The sequence below is a fragment of the Acidovorax cavernicola genome (genome assembly GCF_003581445.1).
Map to the genome: position 1 here is coordinate 1 of NZ_QXMN01000025.1, position 18,094 is coordinate 18,094.

General features: G+C 69.5%; 17 protein-coding genes. 14 read left to right on the forward strand and 3 right to left on the reverse strand.

The window, feature by feature from the left end; genetic code table 11:
• The 10 genes from yaaA to D3H34_RS19170 form a co-directional block, all read left to right on the forward strand.
• A partial coding sequence (gene yaaA / locus D3H34_RS19125; RefSeq protein ID WP_119555827.1) for a peroxide stress protein YaaA occupies positions 1-729 on the forward strand: 729 nt, incomplete at its 5' end.
• A complete protein-coding gene (locus D3H34_RS19130) occupies positions 729-1,571 on the forward strand; it encodes a 2OG-Fe(II) oxygenase (protein ID WP_119555828.1) in 843 nt (280 codons plus the stop codon). The genes yaaA and D3H34_RS19130, both read left to right, overlap by 1 nt.
• 22 nt (positions 1,572-1,593) lie before the next feature.
• Positions 1,594-2,505, forward strand: a complete 912-nt coding sequence (locus tag D3H34_RS19135; RefSeq protein WP_119555829.1) for an alpha/beta fold hydrolase — start codon at positions 1,594-1,596, stop codon at positions 2,503-2,505.
• Entirely contained in the window at positions 2,502-3,380 is an 879-nt protein-coding gene (gene queF / locus D3H34_RS19140; protein ID WP_119555830.1) for an NADPH-dependent 7-cyano-7-deazaguanine reductase QueF, read from the forward strand. Before D3H34_RS19135 ends, queF begins: the two co-directional genes overlap by 4 nt.
• Before the next feature lie 118 nt (positions 3,381-3,498).
• Positions 3,499-4,404, forward strand: a complete 906-nt coding sequence (locus D3H34_RS19145) for an SDR family NAD(P)-dependent oxidoreductase (protein WP_119555831.1) — start codon at positions 3,499-3,501, stop codon at positions 4,402-4,404.
• 79 nt (positions 4,405-4,483) lie between these two features.
• On the forward strand, positions 4,484-5,374 hold the full coding sequence (locus tag D3H34_RS19150) for a LysR family transcriptional regulator (protein ID WP_119555832.1): 891 nt from the start codon (positions 4,484-4,486) through the stop codon (positions 5,372-5,374).
• A gap of 4 nt (positions 5,375-5,378) precedes the next feature.
• Positions 5,379-6,266 carry a LysR family transcriptional regulator gene (locus D3H34_RS19155; RefSeq protein WP_119555833.1) on the forward strand — a complete coding sequence of 296 codons (888 nt, stop codon included), beginning with the start codon at positions 5,379-5,381 and terminating at the stop codon, positions 6,264-6,266.
• Positions 6,267-6,376: 110 nt separating this feature from the next.
• Entirely contained in the window at positions 6,377-7,531 is a 1,155-nt protein-coding gene (locus D3H34_RS19160) for a mandelate racemase/muconate lactonizing enzyme family protein (protein WP_119555834.1), read from the forward strand.
• A gap of 71 nt (positions 7,532-7,602) precedes the next feature.
• Positions 7,603-8,613 (forward strand): Bug family tripartite tricarboxylate transporter substrate binding protein, encoded by a 1,011-nt coding sequence (locus D3H34_RS19165; RefSeq protein WP_119555835.1) that lies wholly within the window; start codon positions 7,603-7,605, stop codon positions 8,611-8,613.
• A gap of 1 nt (position 8,614) precedes the next feature.
• Complete coding sequence (locus D3H34_RS19170) at positions 8,615-9,325, forward strand: arylmalonate decarboxylase (protein ID WP_119555836.1); 711 nt, start codon at positions 8,615-8,617, stop codon at positions 9,323-9,325.
• Positions 9,326-9,340: 15 nt separating this feature from the next.
• On the opposite strand, the gene D3H34_RS19175 is transcribed toward D3H34_RS19170, so the two are convergent.
• The 3 genes from D3H34_RS19175 to D3H34_RS19185 form a co-directional block, all read right to left on the reverse strand.
• Positions 9,341-10,708, reverse strand: coding sequence for an MmgE/PrpD family protein (locus D3H34_RS19175; protein ID WP_119555837.1), 1,368 nt, complete (start codon positions 10,706-10,708; stop codon positions 9,341-9,343).
• 109 nt (positions 10,709-10,817) lie between these two features.
• Entirely contained in the window at positions 10,818-11,978 is a 1,161-nt protein-coding gene (locus D3H34_RS19180; protein ID WP_119555838.1) for an acyl-CoA dehydrogenase family protein, read from the reverse strand.
• 5 nt (positions 11,979-11,983) lie between these two features.
• Entirely contained in the window at positions 11,984-12,766 is a 783-nt protein-coding gene (locus D3H34_RS19185) for a citryl-CoA lyase (protein WP_119555839.1), read from the reverse strand.
• Positions 12,767-12,910: 144 nt separating this feature from the next.
• Here D3H34_RS19185 and D3H34_RS19190 point away from each other — a divergent pair, with 144 nt between their 5' ends.
• The 4 genes from D3H34_RS19190 to D3H34_RS19205 all read left to right on the forward strand — a co-directional run bounded on the left by D3H34_RS19190 (position 12,911) and on the right by D3H34_RS19205 (position 18,090).
• Positions 12,911-15,247, forward strand: a complete 2,337-nt coding sequence (locus tag D3H34_RS19190; RefSeq protein ID WP_119555840.1) for an acyl-CoA dehydrogenase family protein — start codon at positions 12,911-12,913, stop codon at positions 15,245-15,247.
• A 44-nt stretch (positions 15,248-15,291) separates the two neighbouring features.
• On the forward strand, positions 15,292-16,278 hold the full coding sequence (locus D3H34_RS19195; RefSeq protein ID WP_119555841.1) for a Bug family tripartite tricarboxylate transporter substrate binding protein: 987 nt from the start codon (positions 15,292-15,294) through the stop codon (positions 16,276-16,278).
• 3 nt (positions 16,279-16,281) lie between these two features.
• Positions 16,282-17,787: a class I adenylate-forming enzyme family protein gene (locus tag D3H34_RS19200; protein ID WP_119555842.1), complete on the forward strand. Its 1,506-nt coding sequence runs from the start codon at positions 16,282-16,284 to the stop codon at positions 17,785-17,787.
• 114 nt (positions 17,788-17,901) lie between these two features.
• Complete coding sequence (locus tag D3H34_RS19205; RefSeq protein ID WP_119555843.1) at positions 17,902-18,090, forward strand: DUF3606 domain-containing protein; 189 nt, start codon at positions 17,902-17,904, stop codon at positions 18,088-18,090.
• Positions 18,091-18,094 lie beyond the last annotated feature (4 nt).

Consider the following 18,094-nt stretch of genomic DNA (forward strand, 5'->3'; position numbering starts at 1 on the left):
CCCGAAACCCCCGTCACCCAGCCGCATTTCGAAGCCCCGCGCGGCCCTTCGGTCGAACTCATCAAGCTGCTGCGCGAGAAGTCGCCCCAAGACATCGCCGAGCTGATGCACCTGTCGGACAAGCTCTCGGCCCTCAACGTGGCCCGCTACGCCGCCTGGTCGCCCAAGAGCACCGACAAGAACGCCCGCCAGGCCGCCTTTGCCTTCGACGGCGACGTCTACGGCGGCTTCGACGCCCGCAGCCTCACGCCCGCCCAACTCGCCTGGGCGCAGGACCACGTGGGCATTCTCAGTGGCCTGTACGGCCTGCTGCGCCCGCTCGACCGCCTGCAGCCCTACCGGCTCGAAATGGGCACGCCGCTGGCCAATCGCCACGGCAAGGACCTGTACGCCTTCTGGGGCTCGCGCATCGCCGAGCACCTGAACGAGCGCCTGGCGGCCGACCGCACGCCGGTGGTCATCAACGTCGCCTCGCAGGAGTACTTCAAGTCGGTCGACCAGAAGGTGCTCAAGGCGCGCGTGGTCGAATGCGTGTTCCAGGAGTGGAAGGGCGACAAGTACAAGATCGTGAGCTTCTTCGCCAAGCGCGCCCGCGGCCTGCTGGCGCGCTGGGCCGTGATGCACCAGGCGGCCACGCCCAAGGCGCTGGAAAAATTCGATCTCGAAGGTTATGGTTTCGACGCCCAGGTATCGACAGCCGAAAGGCTGGTGTTCAGGAGGAAAGTCTGATGTCCCAAGCGATCAGTCCGGAACTGCGCGAATGGCTGGTCGCCCAGCTCGCGGCCGGACATTCGGTGCCCGCGCTGCGGGCCTCGATGCGGGCGGCCGGCTGGCACGATGCCGCGGCCGACACCGCGCTGGCCCAGCTCGAAGGCGGTTTCGCCGATGCCGAGACAGCCCTGGCGCCGGCCCGCACCGAGATGCCCGGCCCCGATCTCGACGGCGCGCCGCTGTACATCGATGCCGGCGACCGCCGTGTGCAGGTGCTGCAGACCGTGCGGCATCCGCGTGTCGTGGTGTTCGGCAACCTGCTGTCGGTGGAGGAATGCGAAGGGCTGATCGCCGCCGCGCGCGTGCGGCTGGCCCGCTCGCTCACCGTCGAGACCCGCACCGGCGGCGAGGTGCTCAACGTCGACCGCACCAGCGACGGCATGTTCTTCGAGCGCGGCGAGAACGAGATCGTCGCGCGCCTCGAACAGCGCCTGGCCATGCTGCTGCGCTGGCCGCTCGAATACGGCGAGGGCCTGCAGATCCTGCGCTACGCGCCCGGCGCGCAGTACCGCCCGCACTACGACTACTTCGACCCGAACGAGCCCGGCACGCCCACCATCCTCAAGCGCGGCGGCCAGCGCGTGGCCACGCTCGTGATGTACCTGCAGGAGCCCGAGCAGGGCGGCGCCACCACCTTCCCCGACATCGGACTCGAAGTGGCCCCGGCGCGCGGCTGCGGCGTCTTCTTCAGCTACGACCGGCCCGACCCCGCCACCCGCACGCTGCACGGCGGCGCGCCGGTGCTCGCGGGCGAAAAATGGGTCGCCACCAAGTGGCTGCGCGAGCGCGAGTTCAAGTAGAAGAAACAACATCAAGGAACCGATGAAAGTCACCGCCAACGGCCTGCAGATCGAAGTCGACGACACCGGCGGCGAAGGGCGCCCCGTCATCCTGCTGATCATGGGGTTGGGCATGCAGCTGGTCGCTTGGCCCGACGGCTTCGTGCAGCAGTTGGTCGATGCGGGCTTTCGCGTGGTGCGCCACGACAACCGCGACATCGGCCTGAGCCAGGGCTTCGATCATGCCGGCGTGGGCAACCTCGTGTGGGAGACCCTCCGCCACCGCATCGGCCTGAAGGTGCGCAGCGCCTACACCCTGCAGGACATGGCGCTCGATTCGCTCGGTGTGCTCGACGCACTGGGCATCGCGAAGGCCCACATCGTCGGCGCCTCGATGGGCGGCATGATCGCCCAGCGCATCGCCGCCACCGCGCCGCAACGCACCGCCAGCCTCGTGAGCATCATGAGTTCCAGCGGCGCACGCGGCCTGCCGGGCCCGCGCCGCGAGGTCGGCGCCATGCTCATGCGTCGTCCGCGCAGCCATGACGAGGCCGCGCTGGTCGCGCACAGCATCAGGCTGCTGCGGCTCATCCAGAGCCCTGCCTACCCGCAGACCGACGAGCAGCTGGCCACGCGCCTCACCTTCGGCATGCGCCGCGCGTATCACCCCGCCGGCCTGATGCGCCAGATGCTCGCCATCGGCGCCGACGACGACCGGCCGCAGGTGCTGGCGCGTATCGCGCGTCCCACGCTGGTGTTGCACGGCGACGCCGACGCGCTCGTGCCCATCGCCTGCGGACAAGACACCGCCCGCCGCATTCCCGGCGCGACCTTCGTGGCCATCCCCGGCATGGGCCACGACCTGCCGCCCGAGGTGTGCACCATCCTCGCCAACCACATTGCGCCGTTCGCGCATGCGGCCGATGCCGCCGCGAACGTCAAGGAAACGCCATGAGCCACGACCCCACCAAGCCCATCACCGCCAACACCCCCGAGCAATCGCAGCTCGGCCGTGCCTCGGCCTACGCCGACAAATACGACCCATCGCAGCTCTTCCCCATCGCCCGTGCCACGCAGCGCGAGGCCATGGGCATCCAGGCGGGCGCCTTGCCCTTCTTCGGCGCCGACCTCTGGACCGCCTTCGAGCTGAGCTGGCTCAATCCGCGCGGCAAGCCGCAGGTGGCCATCGCGCACTTCACCATCCCGTGCGAGACGCCGAACATCATCGAGAGCAAGTCGTTCAAGCTGTACCTCAACAGCTTCAACAACACCGTGTTCGCGAGCGCCGACGAGGTGCGCGAGCGCCTGCGCACCGATCTGTCCGAAGCCGCCTGGCGCGGCAGCGCGCAGCCCGCCACCATCGGCGTGAAGCTGCTCGCGCCCGAGATGTTCGACCGCGAGCCGGTGCACGAACTCGATGGCCTGGACCTCGACCGCCTCGACATCGAGTGCACCCGCTACCAGCCCGCCCCCGAGCTGCTGAGCAGCGACGCCACCCAGGCCCCCGTCACCGAGACGCTGACCAGCCGCCTGCTCAAGAGCAACTGCCTCGTCACCGGCCAGCCCGACTGGGGCAGCGTGCAGATCCGCTACAGCGGCCCGCCCATCGACCAGGCGGGCCTGCTGGCGTACATCGTGAGCTTTCGCAACCACAACGAATTCCACGAGCCTTGCGCCGAGCGCATGTTCACGGACATCTGGCGCCAGTGCCAGCCGACCAAGCTCGCGGTGTATGCGCGCTACACGCGGCGCGGCGGGCTGGACATCAACCCGTTCCGAACGAGCTGGCCGCAGGCGCTGCCGGTGAATGCGCGGATGGCAAGGCAGTAGGTCATCAAGCCATCGCCTGAAGCCCCTCTTCGGAATTCCCGAACTCGCAGCCCGTCCCCTGTGGCATTCTGAAAATCGTCCGCGACCCCGCGGGCGACATTCCAGAGCAGAGGCACACATGGTTGAAGGAAAAGTGGTCGTGGTCACCGGCGCGGGCGGCGGCATCGGGCGCGACATCGCACTCGCGATGGCCCGCAGCGGTGCGAAGGTGGTGGTCAACGACATCGGCGCGGGGCTTGACGGCGCGGGCGGCAGTGCCGGGCCGGCGCAGCAGGTGGTCGAGGAGATTCGCGCGGCCGGCGGGCAGGCCGTGCCCAACACCGACAGCGTGGCCGATGCCGCGAGCGCGGGGCGCATCGTCGAATGCGCGGTCGACAGCTTCGGGCGCATTGACGTGGTGGTCAACAACGCGGGCATCCTGCGCGACCGGTTCTTTCACAAGATGTCGGTCGACGAGTGGGACGCGGTGATCAAGGTGCACCTGTACGGCGCCTACTTCGTGAGCCGCGCGGCCGCGACGCACTTCAAGGAGCAGAACGCGGGCGCGCTCGTGCACATGACCTCCACCTCGGGCCTGATCGGCAACTTCGGCCAGGCCAACTACGCAGCGGCCAAGCTCGGCATTGCGGCGCTGTCGAAGTCCATCGCGCTGGACATGCTCAAGTTCAACGTGCGCTCCAACTGCATCGCGCCCTTCGCCTGGAGCCGCATGATCGGCGCCATTCCCACCGACACCGACGAGCAGCGCGCGCGCGTCGACAAGATCAAGCAGATGACGCCCGCCAAAGTCGCGCCGCTCGCGGTGTACCTGGCGAGTGACGCGGCTGCTGCGGTCAACGGCCAGATCTTCTCGGTGCGCAACAACGAGATCTCGCTCATCAGCCAGCCGCGACCGGTGCGCTCCATTCACCGCTCCGAAGGCTGGACGCCCGAGAGCATTGCCGAGCACGCGATGCCCGCGATGCGCGCCAGTTTCTTCCCGCTGGACCGTTCCGCCGACGTGTTCAGCTGGGACCCGGTCTGAGGACAAACCCGCAGGCGACGGCAGGCGGTGCCGTTCGCCGGACAATGCGCGTTCCTCCCGCTTCCTTCGTGCCACCCCGGTGAACCTGCATTTCGACCTGTTCGACCTGAAACTGTTCGTCTACGTGGCGGACGCTCGCAGCCTCACGCGCGGCGCGGAGAAGGCCTGCATCTCGCTGGCCGCCGCTTCCACGCGCATCAAGCAGATGGAAGAGGCGGTGGGCGGCAAGCTGCTGCATCGCAGTGCCCAGGGCGTGAGCCTCACGGCCGCGGGGCAGGCGGTGCTGTACCACGCCAAGCGCGTGATGCAGCAGATGGAGCACCTGCGCTGCGACATGCAGGACTTCGGTAAGGGCATCAAGGGCCATGTGCGGGTGTTCGCCAATACCACCTCGATCACCGAGTACCTGCCGCAGAAGCTGGCGGGTTTTCTCACGCAGCATCCGGCCGTGCAGGTGGACCTGCGCGAGTACCTGAGCGAAGAAATCGTGCGCGCCGTGGCCGACGGCGAGGCCGACATCGGCATCCTCGCGGGCGATGTGCACACCGGCGAGTTCGACGCGCGTCCCTTCGGCCGCAACCACCTCGTGCTGGTGGTGCCCATCACGCATGCGCTGGCCGGCGCCGCGTCGGTGGCTTTCGTCGACACGCTCGACGAGCAGCACGTGGGGTTGCACCACGGCAGCGCGATCCATCGTTTCCTGCAGCGACGCGCCGAACTGGCGGGGCGCGGCTTCAACCCGCGCATCCAGGTCAGCAGCTTCGAGGCCATCTGTCTGATGATCGAAGCGGGCGTGGGCGTCGGCGTGCTGCCGTCGTCGTCGGCGCAGCGGCTGGCAATGGCCATGCGCATCGCGACCGTGCCGCTGAGCGATGCCTGGGCGGAGCGCGAGCTGAAGCTCATCGCGCGCGACCGCGAACAGTTGCCCGCCTCCGCGCGCGAGCTGTTCGATCACCTCACCGCAGTCTGAGGCCATGTCCGCCGACCTGAAGTCGCTGCGCCTGTTCGTCGCCGTGTCCGACCACGGCAGCATCAGCGAAGGCGCCAAGCGCTGTCACATCGCGCTGGCTGCCGCCAGCAAACGCATCGCCGACCTCGAGGCGCGCGCCGGGTTGCCGCTGCTGGTGCGGCATGCGCGCGGCGTCACGGTCACATCGGCGGGGCATGGGCTGCTGCTGCACGCGCGCGCCGTGCTGTCGGCCATGGACCGACTCGGCGCCGAACTCGACGACTTCCAGAACGGCGTGGCGGGCGTGGTCAGCGTCATGGCCAACGCTTCGACCATCGCGCAGTTTTTGCCGGCGCAGATCGGCTCCTTCCTGCGCCTGCATCCGGTGCTCAAGATCGATCTGCAGGAGCGCGCGAGCACCGAGGTCGTCAAGGCCGTGCAGGCCGGGCTGGCCGACATCGGCGTGATCGAGGGGCAGACACCCGCCGACGGCCTCGAATGCCTGCCCTACCGCACCGATGAACTGGCCGTGGTGATCGCGCGCGACCATCCGCTGGCGCGGCGCAAGCGCATCGGCGTGGAGGAAGTGCTGGCCTACGAACATATCGTGGTGCGCGAAGGCACGGCGCTGCATCGCGTGCTGCTCTCCGGAGCGCTGGAGGCGCAGATGCCGCTCAAGGTGCGCATGCAGGTGGGCAGCTTCGACATGGTCTGCCGAATGGTGGAGCAGGGCGCGGGCATCGGCGTGCTGCCCTATGCGGCGATCCTGCCGCAGCTGCAGATCATGAAGCTGCGCTGCCTCAAGCTCGACGCACCCTGGGCGCTGCGGCGCCACGTGCTGTGCGTGCGCAGGCAGCAGGACCTGACGGTCGCGGCGCGTTCGGTGCTCGAACACCTCGGCCGTCCCGACTGAAGGGCGCGTTCGACGAGCCTTCGCGCCGCGCGAAGGCTCACGCCCGCCAAAAACGAATTGTTCTCCCGCGGTCCTCGCGCAAAGATGCGTGCAAACCAAAGGAGACACCCTTGAAGATCGTTCGCGTCAGCGCCACGCCGCTGAACATTCCCGTGACCATCGACGTGGTCGGCCTGAACAAGCAGACCTCGCTGTCGCTGTGCCTCACCGAGATCGAGACCGACACCGGCCTCGTCGGCCATGGCATGACGGCCATCACCGAAGAAGAAATCATCGCCGCCGCCGTGCGTGAGGTCGCCGGCCCCGCGCTGATCGGCGAAGACCCGATGGCCACCGAGCGCCTGTGGGAGAAGCTCTACTGGCTGCTCTCGCCGCGGGGGCAGACCGGCTATGCGAGCCACACCATCGCCGCGCTCGACATCGCGCTGTGGGACCTGAAGGGCAAGGCGCTGGGCCAGCCGCTGTGGCGCCTGTTCGGCGGCGCGCGCGCCAAGGTGCCGGTGTACGCCACCTTCGGTTTCGGCTTCTTCGAGCGCGACCAGCTCGCCGACGCCGCCAGGCTGTGGGTGTCGCAGGGCTTCGATCGCCTGAAGATGACGGTCGGCAACCACGCGCTGGCGCGCCGCGACGAGCCGCGCCCGCTCGACGAAGTCATCGCCGAAGACGTGCGCCGCGTCGCCGCCGTGCGCGAGGCCGTGGGTCCCGACGTCAAGCTGTATGTCGACGCCAACTGCGGCCTCGACCTGTTCCACGCCACCGAACTGGCGCACCGCATCGAGCCCTACGGCATCAGCTTCTTCGAGGAGCCGCTCACGCAGAACGACGTGCGGCAGATGGCGCAACTGCGCGCACGCACGCGCATTCCGCTGGCCTGCGGGCAGAACGAAGGCCTGGCTTTCCGTTTCCGCGACCTGCTGGTGAACCAGGCGGCCGACGTGCTGCAGCCCAACGTGACCATCTCGGGCGGCTACTCGCAGTGCCTGAAGATCGCCGGCATGGCCGCGGCCTTCAACACGCCCATCGACAACGGCGGCGCCTGGCCCTTCCACAACATGCACCTGCACGCGGGTGTGTCGAACGGCGGGTTGGTCGAGTACCACTACGTCGCGGTGCAGATGCTCAAGCAGATCTTCGACGGCCTGCCCGTGCCCGAGAAGGGCTGGCTCACGCTGCCCGAGGCGCCGGGCCTGGGCTTCACGCCCAACGCCGAGCGCGTGCGCGAACTCGCGAAGCTGCCTACTTCGCACGGCAAGGGAAAAGCCTGACGCGCGACGACACTCTCGACCACGACCAGGCCGCGCAGACGGCCGGCGACACCGACCACCACGGAGACAAGATGAAAGACAGAAGAGACGCAGCCCGGCCCTCGCGCCGGCATGCAGTGCGGACCGCATGGGCCCTGGGCCTGGCCGGCCTGTTGGCCGCCGCACCCGCCGCGTGGGCGCAGAAGTTTCCCGACAAGCCCATCCGCATCGTCGTCGGCTACTCGGCAGGCGGCGGCGTCGATGCCGTCGCGCGCATGCTCAGTGCGCGCCTGCCTGCCGTGCTGGGCCAGCAGGTACTGGTGGAAAACCGCACCGGCGCCACCGGCCTCATTGCGGCCGACCTCGTCGCCAAGGCCCCGCCCGACGGCTACACGCTGATGATGGGCGACAGCGCCCTGCTGATCGCCAAGCTGCTGCAGCCGAAGATCGCGATCGATCCGCTGACCAGCTTCAAGCCCGTGGCCGGCGCCTTCGTGTCGCCGCTGATGATCGTCGCGGGCAACGACTTTCCCGCCAAGACGCCCGCTGAACTCGTCAAGGAACTCAAGGCCCATCCGGGGCGCTACTCCTACGCATCGTCGGGCGTCGGCACCGTGCAGCACCTGGGCTTCGAGATGCTCAAGCAGTCCACTGGCGCGTTCGTGGTGCACGTGCCGTACCGCGGCGCGGCGCAGATCGTGCCCGACGTGGTCGGCGGACAGGTGCCGCTGGGCGTGGTGAGCGCGACCGCCGCGATGGCGCAGTCGAAGGCCGGCAAGCTGCGCGCGCTGGCGCTGCTGAACAACGCGAAGCTCGAAGGTGCCGAAAGCGTCGCGCCGCTGGCCGAGGCCCTGCCGGGCTTCGACGTGGCGCCGCGCATCTTCCTGCTCGCGCCAGCGGGCACGCCCAACGACGTGGTCGACAAGCTCTCGGCCGCCGTGAAGACCGTGCTCGACATGCCCGAGACGGGCACGGCCGCCGCCGCGCAAGGCACGCTGCGCGCCTATGCCACGCCGGCCCAACTGGGCAAGGACATGGCGGAAGAAACGACGCGATGGAAACGCATCATCACGGACCAGCGGATCGTGGCGGAGGGCAATTGAGGTGACGACGCCACCGCATCTCGGCCTCATCGTCCCTCCCGCAGCGGGCGCGGTGCCGGTCGACGGCCCGCTGCTCTACGGCGACCGCATCCGCTTCTCGGCACGTGGCCTCGGCCTCGGCGAAATCTCCACGCGCGGCTACACCGAAGTGATCGACTCGGTCATCGGCAAGGCGCTGGAATTGAAGGCGGAGGGCGCCAGCGCCGTCTCGCTCATGGGCACGTCGCTGAGCTTCTTCCGTGGCTTGGCCTTCACGCGCCAGCTGCAGCGCGAGATGGAACAGGCCACGGGCCTGCCCTGCACGACGATGAGCGACGCCATCGTCGCGGGCCTGCGTCACCTCCAGGTGCGGCGCGTGGCGGTGGCCACGGCCTACATCGACGAGGTCAACGTGCATCTGCGGCGCTACCTCGAACAGAGCGACTTCGAACCGCTGGCGCTCGAGGGCCTGGCCATCTCCGACGTGCAGGCCGTCGGCCAGGTGTCGACCGACGTGCTGGTCGACCTGTGCCTCAAGGTGTTCGAGGACCAGCCCGGCGCCGATGGCATCCTGATCTCGTGCGGCGGCCTCGTCACGCTCGATGCGGTGCGCGAGGTCGAGGCGCGCCTGCAGGTGCCCGTGGTCTCCAGCTCGCCCGCGGGCTTCTGGGACCTCGTGCGCACGGCCGGGCTCGATGCGCGTTCGCCGGGGCAGGGCCGGCTGTTCGACTGAACGGCCCGCGTTCGCTCAGCCTAGCCAGCGGCCCACGCGCGCCGTCTCGCCCAGTTGCCAGACGCGCTGGCACAGGGCCTTGGCCTCGTCGGCCGTCGCGCCTTCGCCGTAGTGCGCCAGGCGCTGCATCTTGTCCTCGATCTCGGCGCGACTCAGGGTGTTGCCCGGGTCGCCCTTGGGCTCGTCGACGCGGCCCGCGAGCGTGCGCCCGTCGGCGGTGTGCACGCTGACCTTGCCGATCCAGCGTGCGGGGTAGGCCGTGTCGACCTCGTCGTCGAGCGCCATCGTCACCTTCTCGCGGAAGGCCGAGACCTCGGGCGAGAGAAAGTCGCGGTCGAACTCGCCCAGGCCCGCGCGGCCGTGCACCGCGATCAGGCCCAGCACCGTGCCCATCGAGAACTTGCCCTGGTGCACCGTGGCGGGCACCGTCACGCGGCCCAGCACGTCGATCGCGCCCTGGTGCACGTGCGTGGTCACGCGGGCCACGTCGGCGGGTTGGAGCTGGTTCTGCGTCATCACCTGCAGCAGCGCGTCGGCGGCCGGGTGCGTGTGGCGGCAGGAGGCGTGGTACTTGAACGAGGTCTCGGCCAGCGTCCAGCGCGTGCCCAGGCCGTCGACGAGCTTCGATGGATCGGCGTCGCTCGACATGCCCACGCCCAGCCCCTGCGCGCCTTCGAGGATCTTTGCCGCGCCCGTGAAGCCGTCCTGCGCGAGGTAGGCCGACATCAGCCCGCTGGCTGCCGCGTGCGCGCAGTGCAGCTGCTTCGAATCGGCCGCGTCGCGCAGGAACTCCCACACGCCGGCCGACTGCGTGCCGGCCGAACCGAAGGCGTGCAGCATCTGCTGCGGCGACAGCTCGAGCAGGCGGCCCACCGCGGCGGCTGCCGCGATCGTGCCCGCCGTGGCGGTGGTGTGGAAGGTGCGGTAGTGCGAGCGGCCCAGGAACTCGCCGACACGGATGCCCACTTCGTAACCCGCGACCACGGCCGTCAGCAGCTGCGCGCCGCTGGCACCGAGGCTCTGTGCCACCGCCAGCGCGGGCGCGATGACCACAGCGGCCGGGTGGAACACCGAGCCGTTGTGCACGTCGTCCTGTTCCACGTAGTGCGAGGCCGCTGCGTTGACGAGGGCGGCGAACAGTGGCGAGCTGGTGCGCCGCGAGGTGAGGATTTCGCTCGGGCCCTCGGCGGGGCCCATCATCTGCGCAAAGCGCTCGATGCTGCGCACCGGCCGTGCCGCGCGTGCCGCGAGCACGGAGCCGAGCCAGTCGAGGATCAGGTCCTCGGTGCGGCGCAGCACGGGCGCGGGGATGGCGTCGAATTGCAGCTCGGCCGCGAAGGTCGCGAGCGCCTTGCTGGGGTGGTCGATGGTGGCGGAAGTCATGAAGGATCCTTTCGTGGAACACCGAGGAACCGGCTTTGCCGGGCCTCAGGTGTTGCCCCCGGTAGGGGGGAGGAGAAGCGACACGAAGTGCGCGAAGCCTGGGGGTGAGTCAAAAAGACCGGGGCAGGCCGAGCATGTGTTCGGCGACGTAACTCAGGATGAGGTTGGTCGAGATCGGCGCCACCTGGTACAGCCGCGTCTCGCGGAACTTGCGTTCGATGTCGTATTCGCAGGCGAAGCCGAAGCCGCCGTGGAACTGCAGGCAGGCATTGGCCGCCTCCCAGCTGGCCTTGGCCGCGAGGTACTTCGCCATGTTGGCCTGCGCGCCGCAGGGCTGGCGCGCGTCGAACAGGCGGCAGGCCTCGTAGCGCATCAGGTTGGCGGCCTCGACCTCGATGAACGACTCGGCGATCGGGAACTGCACGCCCTGGTTCTGCCCGATGGGGCGGCCGAACACCACGCGGTCCTTGGTGTAGGCCGTCACCTTGTCGATGAACCAGTAGCCGTCGCCGATGCACTCGGCCGCGATCAGCGTGCGCTCGGCATTCAGGCCGTCGAGGATGTACTTGAAGCCCTGGCCTTCCTCGCCGATGAGGTTCTCCGCCGGGATCTCGAGGTTCTCGAAGAACAGCTCGTTGGTCTCGTGGTTCACCATGTTGAGGATGGGCCGCACCGTCATGCCCTTGCCGATGGCCTCGCGCAGGTCGACGATGAAGATCGACATGCCTTCCGACTTCTTCTTCACGTCCGCCAGCGGCGTGGTGCGCGCCAGCAAAATCATCAGGTCGGAGTGCTGGATGCGCGAGATCCACACCTTCTGCCCGTTGACGACATAGCGGTCGCCCTTCTTCACGGCGGTGGTCTTGATCTTGGTGGTGTCGGTGCCGGTGGTGGGCTCCGTCACGCCCATCGACTGCAGGCGCAGCTCGCCGTTGGCGATCCTGGGCAGGTACTGGCGCTTCTGTGCCTCGCTGCCGTGGCGCAGCAGCGTGCCCATGTTGTACATCTGACCGTGGCAGGCGCCGGAGTTGCCGCCGCAGCGGTTGATCTCTTCCATGATCACCGAGGCCTCGGTCAGGCCCAGGCCCGAGCCGCCGTACTCCTGCGGGATCAGCGCGGCCATCCAGCCGGCCTTGGTGAGCGCGTCGACGAACTCGACGGGGTAGCCGCGGGCCTCGTCGACCTTGCGGAAGTATTCGTTGGGGAACTGTGCGCACAGGTCGCGCACGGCGTCGCGGATGTCGGGAAAACGGGTGTCGGTCGAAGTCATCGTGCTCAGTCCTGGCGGGGGCCGCCGGCTTCCTTTTCTACGCGTTGCCAGATCTCGACGGCCATCGGGTCGTCGATCTCCTCGAGGATGTGGCCCACCAGGCCGATGGCGCGCGCCATCACGCCGAAGCCGCGAATGATCTTCCACGGAAAGCCGAACTCGGCAGCGATGGCGCCGATGGCACCGGTGGCGTTGATCGGCAGCGACTTGCCCGACACGCGCTCGGCTTCTTCCTGCACCGCCTGCATCAGTGCGACGTAGTGGCTGGAGAGCCCGTTCTCCGCCGCGATCTGGAAGAGGCGCGGCGTGCGTGGGTCGATCGGCTTGTGCAGCGGATGGCCCAGGCCCGGCACGATGATCTTGCGTGCGCGGTGGTCGGCCACGATGTCCTTCGCCATGTCGGCGAGCGGGCGCGCGGGCTTCTCGCCGAAGGGGATGGCCTCGTACAGCATCTTCGCGGCGCCTTCGGTGCTGCCCACGAACACGGTGCCCAGGCCGCACAGGCCGGCGGCCACGGCGGCCTGCAGCGCCTCGGGGGCACCCGCGTAGGTGAGGCGCGCGGCCAGCGCGCTGGGTGTCACGCCGTGCTCCACCAGCGTGACGACGATGGCGTTGAAGGTCACGGATTCCTGCGGCGTCGGGATGCGGCCGGTCAGTTCCAGGAAGGCCATGTCGCCCAGGTTGAGGTGGCCGAGGATTTCCGAGGGCAGGTCGCGACCGCGCACGGTGATCTTGTCGGGCGTGCTGTGGCCGAGTTCGGTGTGCAGGGATTTCTTGATCTTTGTCATGGAAGCGAATCTAGCCCCGCGTGCGCCGGCTGACTCTCTGCGATTGCGAAACCCTCCCTTCCGAAATTGCGAATGCCCCGCGGCGAGGTCTTCGGGCACGCTGCGAACCGTCATTGCAACGGAACAGAAAAGGCAGACAGCGCGATGGATTCCGACTCACTTCTGGCCGTGCGCGAAGCGGCGCTCGACTACTTCACCCGCAGCGGCGCCATCGCGCGGCGGCGCGCCCGCACCGAACACCCGCAGGCCGACGAGGCGCTGGGCTGGGGCGGGATCGCGGCGCTCGGCTGGCCCGGCATGCTGGCGCCCGAATCGGCGGGCGGCCTGGCACTGGGGCTCGACGGCGCCGCCGAGATCCTGCGCGCGGCCGGCGAACACGCGGCACCCGAGCCGCTGCTGGCGGTGGCCGGCCTGAGCGCGCTGCTGCTGGCCCGGCTCGACACGCCCGGCGCGCACGCGCTGCTGGCCGACCTGGTCGCGGGCCGCAGCCTGCCCGCGCTGGCGTGGCAGGAAAGCGCGGGCGACCTCAGTGCCGTGCCGCTGGCCTGCGGCTGCGAGGCGCGGCCGGGCAGCGCGGGCGGCGTGCTGCTGCAGGGCGACAAGCTCATGGTGCTGCCCGGCGCCGCCGCCAGCGGTTGGCTGGTGTCGGCACGTGGTGAAGACGATGCCGTGCTGCTGTGGGTGCCGCGCGGCACGGCCGGCGTGAGCGAAACGCTCGTGCCGCTGGTCGATGGCAGCCAGGCTGCGAACCTGCGCTTCGAAGAGGTCGTGCTGCCGGCCGACGCCGTGCTGGCCAGCGGGCCGGCCGCGCAGGACGCGCTGCGGCAGGCGCTCGCGGCGGGGCAAATCCTGCAGGCGGCGGAACTGCTGGGCGCGGGGCAGGCAATGCTGGCGCAGACGCTGGCCTACCTGCGCACGCGCTCGCAGTTCGGCAAGGCCATCGGCAGTTTCCAGGCGTTGCAACACCGCTGCGTCGACATGTTCATCCATCTCGAGGTGGCGCAGGCCACGCTGAACGAGGTGCTGGCGCTGGCAGGCGAAGGCGCATTGCCCGCTGATCGCCTCGAAGCCGAGGCCAGCCGCGTCAACGCGCGCTGCACCGCTGCCGCGCTGCAGGCGTCGCGCGCGGCGGTGCAGCTGCACGGGGCCATCGGCTACACGCAGGAGTGCGACCTGAGCCTGTTCTACAAGCGCGTGCTGTGCCTGTCGGCGTGGCTGGGCAATGTCACGGCGCACCAGCGCCGCCATGCCGCGCTGACCGGCGAGGCCGAGGCCGCGGCGAGCAGCGTTGCCGCGTGGAGCGGCGAATTCATGGCGCGCACCACCGACTGGTCCGAGGTGCCCGAGGCCGAGTTCCGCCGCATGGTGCGCGGCTTCTTGCAGCAGCGCTATCCGGCGCAGCTGCGCTACCTGTCGCACCGCGCGCGCTGGAGCGAGATTCGCGAGTGGTACCTCACGCTCTCGGCGCAGGGCTGGATCGCGCCGGCCTGGCCCCAGTCGCACGGTGGCATGGGTCTGCCGGCCGACAAGCTCATCGCGTGGATCGAGGAACTGGAGCAGCACGGCGTGGCGCGCGCGCCCGACCAGGGTATCGTGATGATCGGTCCGCTGCTCATCCAGCACGGCACGCCCGAGCAGCAGCAGCGCTTCCTGCCGCGCATCCTGAGCGGAGAGCATGTGTGGTGCCAAGGCTATTCGGAACCCAACGCCGGCTCCGACCTGGCAGGCCTGCGCACCGAGGCGGTGGCAGGGCACGATGCGCAGGGCGACCACTTCGTCGTCAACGGCCAGAAGATCTGGACCACGCTGGCGCAGGACGCCAACCACATCTTCATGCTCGTGCGCACCGACAAGGGCGCGCGCAAGCAGGAGGGCATCAGCTTCCTGCTGTGCGACCTGCGCACGTCGGGCGTCACGGTGCGGCCGATCCACACGCTGGCGGGCGAGCCCGAGTTCTGCGAGGTGTTCTTCGACAACGTGCGCGTGCCGGCCGACAACCTCGTGGGCCAGTTGCACGGCGGCTGGACGATCGCGAAGGCGCTGCTGGGCTTCGAGCGCATCTTCCTGGGCAGCCCCAAGCAGTCGCAGTACGCGCTGGGCCAACTGGCGCGGCTCGGGCAGGCGAGGCGCCTGTTCGCCGACCCGGTGTTCGTGCAGCGCTTCGCGGCGCTGCGGCTCGACGTGCTCGACCTGTCGGCCGCGTACACCGGCTTCGCCAACATCGTGCGCGCGGGCAAGCCGCTGCCGGCGTCGGTGTCGCTGCTGAAGATCTGGGCCAGCGAGACCTACCACCGCATCGGCGCGATGCTGGTCGAAGCCGGCGAAGAGCAGGGCGCGGTCGCGGGCGACCAGGTGCTCGACGGCCAGAGCTTCAACGTGCTCTCGCCGCTCATCGGTTCCACCGCCGCAATGATCTACGGCGGCACCAACGAGATCCAGCGCAACATCCTCGCGCGGCAAGTCTTGGACTTGCCGGCCTGAGCGATGTGAGCCGCCGAAGAGATAAACAACAGGAGACAACGCTCATGCCATCCCTCGAACTTTCGCGCCGCCAGCTCATGGCTGCATTGGCAGGCAGCGCGGCGCTGGCCGCACTGCCGCACCGCGCCTCCGCGCAGCAACCGCTGCCGCCGCTCATCAAGCTCGTCGTCGGCTATTCCGCCGGCGGGCCGGTGGACGGCGCCGCACGCCTGCTCGCGCCCGCGCTGGGCCAGGAGCTGGGCACTCAGGTGATCGTCGACAACCGGCCCGGGGCTGCGGGCTCGCTCGGCGGCAATGCCGTCGCCAAGGCGCCGCCCGATGGCGCGATGCTCTTCTTCGGCGCCAGCCCGACCATCACCATCAACCCGAACGTGCAGCGCAGCATGCCCTTCGATCCGATGAAGGACCTCACGCCCCTCGCGCCGCTGGTCGACTACACCAACGTACTGGTGGTCAACAACGACCTGCCGGTGCGCACCGTGGGCGAGCTGCTGGCCTATGCCAGGTCCAAGCCTGGCAAGCTGTTCTACGGCTCGGCGGGCGTGGGTGCGTCCAACCACCTGAGCGGCGCGCTGCTGGAGAAGATGAGCGGCGTGCAGCTCACGCACGTGCCGTACAAGGGCAGCGCGCCGGCGCTGGCCGACGTGATGGCGGGCACGGTGCCGATGATGTTCGACATCATCGCGACCTCGCGGCCCTTCATCCAGTCGGGCAAGCTGCGTGCGCTGGCCGTCACCTCGCGCCAGCGCAACCGCATGCTGCCCGATGTGCCCACCATGATCGAGTCGGGCGTGCCCGGCTACGACGTGGGCGGCTGGTTCGGCCTGTACGGCCCGGCGCGCATGGATGCGGCGCTGGTCGCGCGCGTGAACGCCGCGGCGCAGAAGATGCTGGCGCGCGAGGACATCGCCAATCGCCTGCGCGAGCAGGGCTACGACGTGTGGTCGGGCGCGCCGGAGGTGCTGGCGACCAAGGGCGTGTCGGACCGCAAGCTCTGGGCGAGTGCGTCCAAGGGCATCGAGGCGGAATAACCGATGCAGCCACAGCGCATTCATCACCTGCTCGAAGACCGCGCGGCCCGTACGCCGGACGCGGTGTTTCTCTACGAATCCGGCGGCGCCACCACCACCTACGGCGCGCTGCAGGCCATGGTCGAGACCGCCGCGAACGACCTGCTCGCCGCCGGCGTGCGGCCGACCGATCGCGTGGTGCTGGTGGCCGAGAACTGCGCCGCCCACATCGCGCTGCTGCTGGCCTGCAGCCGCGTGGGCGCGTGGTCATGCGGCGTCAACGCGCGCATGTCGCCGGGCGAGATCGCGGCCATCGTCGAGCGCGCCGATGCGCGGCTGTGCTGCTTCACCACCGACGCTTCGGAGGCGGCACGCGCGCACGCGCAGCGCGCATCGGCGGCGGTGGCCACGCTGCCCGGCGTGATGTTCACCGCCGCGCGCGCCGAGGCCCGGCCGGAGTCCGATCCGGCATTGGCCGATGCCGCCGCGATCATCTTCACCTCAGGCACCTCCGGCACGCCCAAGGGCGTGATGGTGTCGCACCGCGGGCTGCTGCATTTCGGCCGCGTGTCGGCGGCAGTGCGCGCGCTCGGCGCGCACGACCGTGTCTATGCCTTCCTGCCGATGACGCACATCTTCGGCATCGGCACCGTGCTGATGGCGGCGCTCACGGGCGGCGCTGCGCTGGTGCTGCGCGGCAGCTTTTCGCCGGCCGACATGCTCGAGGCGCTGGCGCACGGGCAGGTGTCGAACCTGCTCGGCCCGCCGACCATGTATGCGCGGCTGCTCGCGCACATCGAGGCGCAGCAGCTCACGCCGCGCTTTCCGGACCTGCGCTACGTGTACACGGGCTCCGCGCCGCTCGACCCGGCGCTCAAGCAGCGCGTGGAGCAGCTGTTCGGCCAGCCGCTGCACTACGGCTACGGCCTCTCGGAGTACGCGGGCTCGGTGTTCCTCACGCGCACCGAGGCGCCGCGCGCCGACACCTCGGCCGGCTACGTGGTCGAGGGCGGCGAGGGGCGCATCGTCACGGCCGGGGGCGCCGAAGCCGCGCCCGGCGACACCGGCGAGATCTGGCTGCGCGGCCCGGGCCTGATGCTCGGCTACTTCCGCGACGCGGCCGCCACCGCCCAGGTGATGCGCCCGGGCGGCTGGTACGCTACCGGCGACCTCGGACGCTTCGACCCCGACGGCGCGCTGTTCGTGGTCGGGCGGCTCAAGGAAATGATCATCCGCTCGGGCTTCAACGTGTACCCCGCCGAGGTCGAGGCGGTGATCGGCCGTTTCGCGGGCGTGCACCTGTGCGCCGTGGTCGGCGTGCCCGAGGCCGACGGCAACGAGCAGATCGTCGCCTTCGTCGAGCTGAACCTCGGCGCCGCGCTCGACGAGACCGCCTTGCGCGCGCACCTGGTCGAGCACCTGTCGCCCTACAAGCGGCCGGCGCGCATCGAGGTGATCGACGCGATGCCGACCACGGCCAACGGCAAGCTGCTCAAGCGGGAACTGCAGGCGCGGGCGCGGGTGTCCTGAACGGGCGCGCACCGGCACGGCCTCGGACTTTTCCTGCACGGTGGCGCGCCGCTGTCCTCCAGGGGCGGGTGCGCCCACGCTGCATGGTGAGGCATCTACCGAGGAGACTTTTCCATGGCCGATGACCTGAGCAAGCGCGGACCGCAGGACGCGACCCGCATCAATGTCAATGAACTCCACGAGGTTCGCTACTGGACCCGGACGCTGGGTGTGACCGAGGCGCAGTTGCGTTCGGCCGTCGCGGCCGCCGGGGTCGAGGTGAAGGACGTGCGCGCCTACCTCGGCAAGCCCGAGAAGGTCTGAGACG

What these genes read in the sequence shown, in the direction of transcription:
- D3H34_RS19180 (WP_119555838.1), bottom strand. Translation starts at nt 11,978, where the DNA reads ATGACTTCGACCGACACCCGTTTTCCCGACATCCGCGACGCCGTGCGC.
- D3H34_RS19155 (WP_119555833.1), top strand. Translation starts at nt 5,379, where the DNA reads ATGTCCGCCGACCTGAAGTCGCTGCGCCTGTTCGTCGCCGTGTCCGAC.
- D3H34_RS19185 (WP_119555839.1), bottom strand. Translation starts at nt 12,766, where the DNA reads ATGACAAAGATCAAGAAATCCCTGCACACCGAACTCGGCCACAGCACG.
- D3H34_RS19190 (WP_119555840.1), top strand. Translation starts at nt 12,911, where the DNA reads ATGGATTCCGACTCACTTCTGGCCGTGCGCGAAGCGGCGCTCGACTAC.
- D3H34_RS19205 (WP_119555843.1), top strand. Translation starts at nt 17,902, where the DNA reads ATGGCCGATGACCTGAGCAAGCGCGGACCGCAGGACGCGACCCGCATC.
- D3H34_RS19135 (WP_119555829.1), top strand. Translation starts at nt 1,594, where the DNA reads ATGAAAGTCACCGCCAACGGCCTGCAGATCGAAGTCGACGACACCGGC.
- D3H34_RS19200 (WP_119555842.1), top strand. Translation starts at nt 16,282, where the DNA reads ATGCAGCCACAGCGCATTCATCACCTGCTCGAAGACCGCGCGGCCCGT.
- D3H34_RS19165 (WP_119555835.1), top strand. Translation starts at nt 7,603, where the DNA reads ATGAAAGACAGAAGAGACGCAGCCCGGCCCTCGCGCCGGCATGCAGTG.
- queF (WP_119555830.1), top strand. Translation starts at nt 2,502, where the DNA reads ATGAGCCACGACCCCACCAAGCCCATCACCGCCAACACCCCCGAGCAA.
- D3H34_RS19195 (WP_119555841.1), top strand. Translation starts at nt 15,292, where the DNA reads ATGCCATCCCTCGAACTTTCGCGCCGCCAGCTCATGGCTGCATTGGCA.
- D3H34_RS19175 (WP_119555837.1), bottom strand. Translation starts at nt 10,708, where the DNA reads ATGACTTCCGCCACCATCGACCACCCCAGCAAGGCGCTCGCGACCTTC.
- D3H34_RS19130 (WP_119555828.1), top strand. Translation starts at nt 729, where the DNA reads ATGTCCCAAGCGATCAGTCCGGAACTGCGCGAATGGCTGGTCGCCCAG.
- D3H34_RS19145 (WP_119555831.1), top strand. Translation starts at nt 3,499, where the DNA reads ATGGTTGAAGGAAAAGTGGTCGTGGTCACCGGCGCGGGCGGCGGCATC.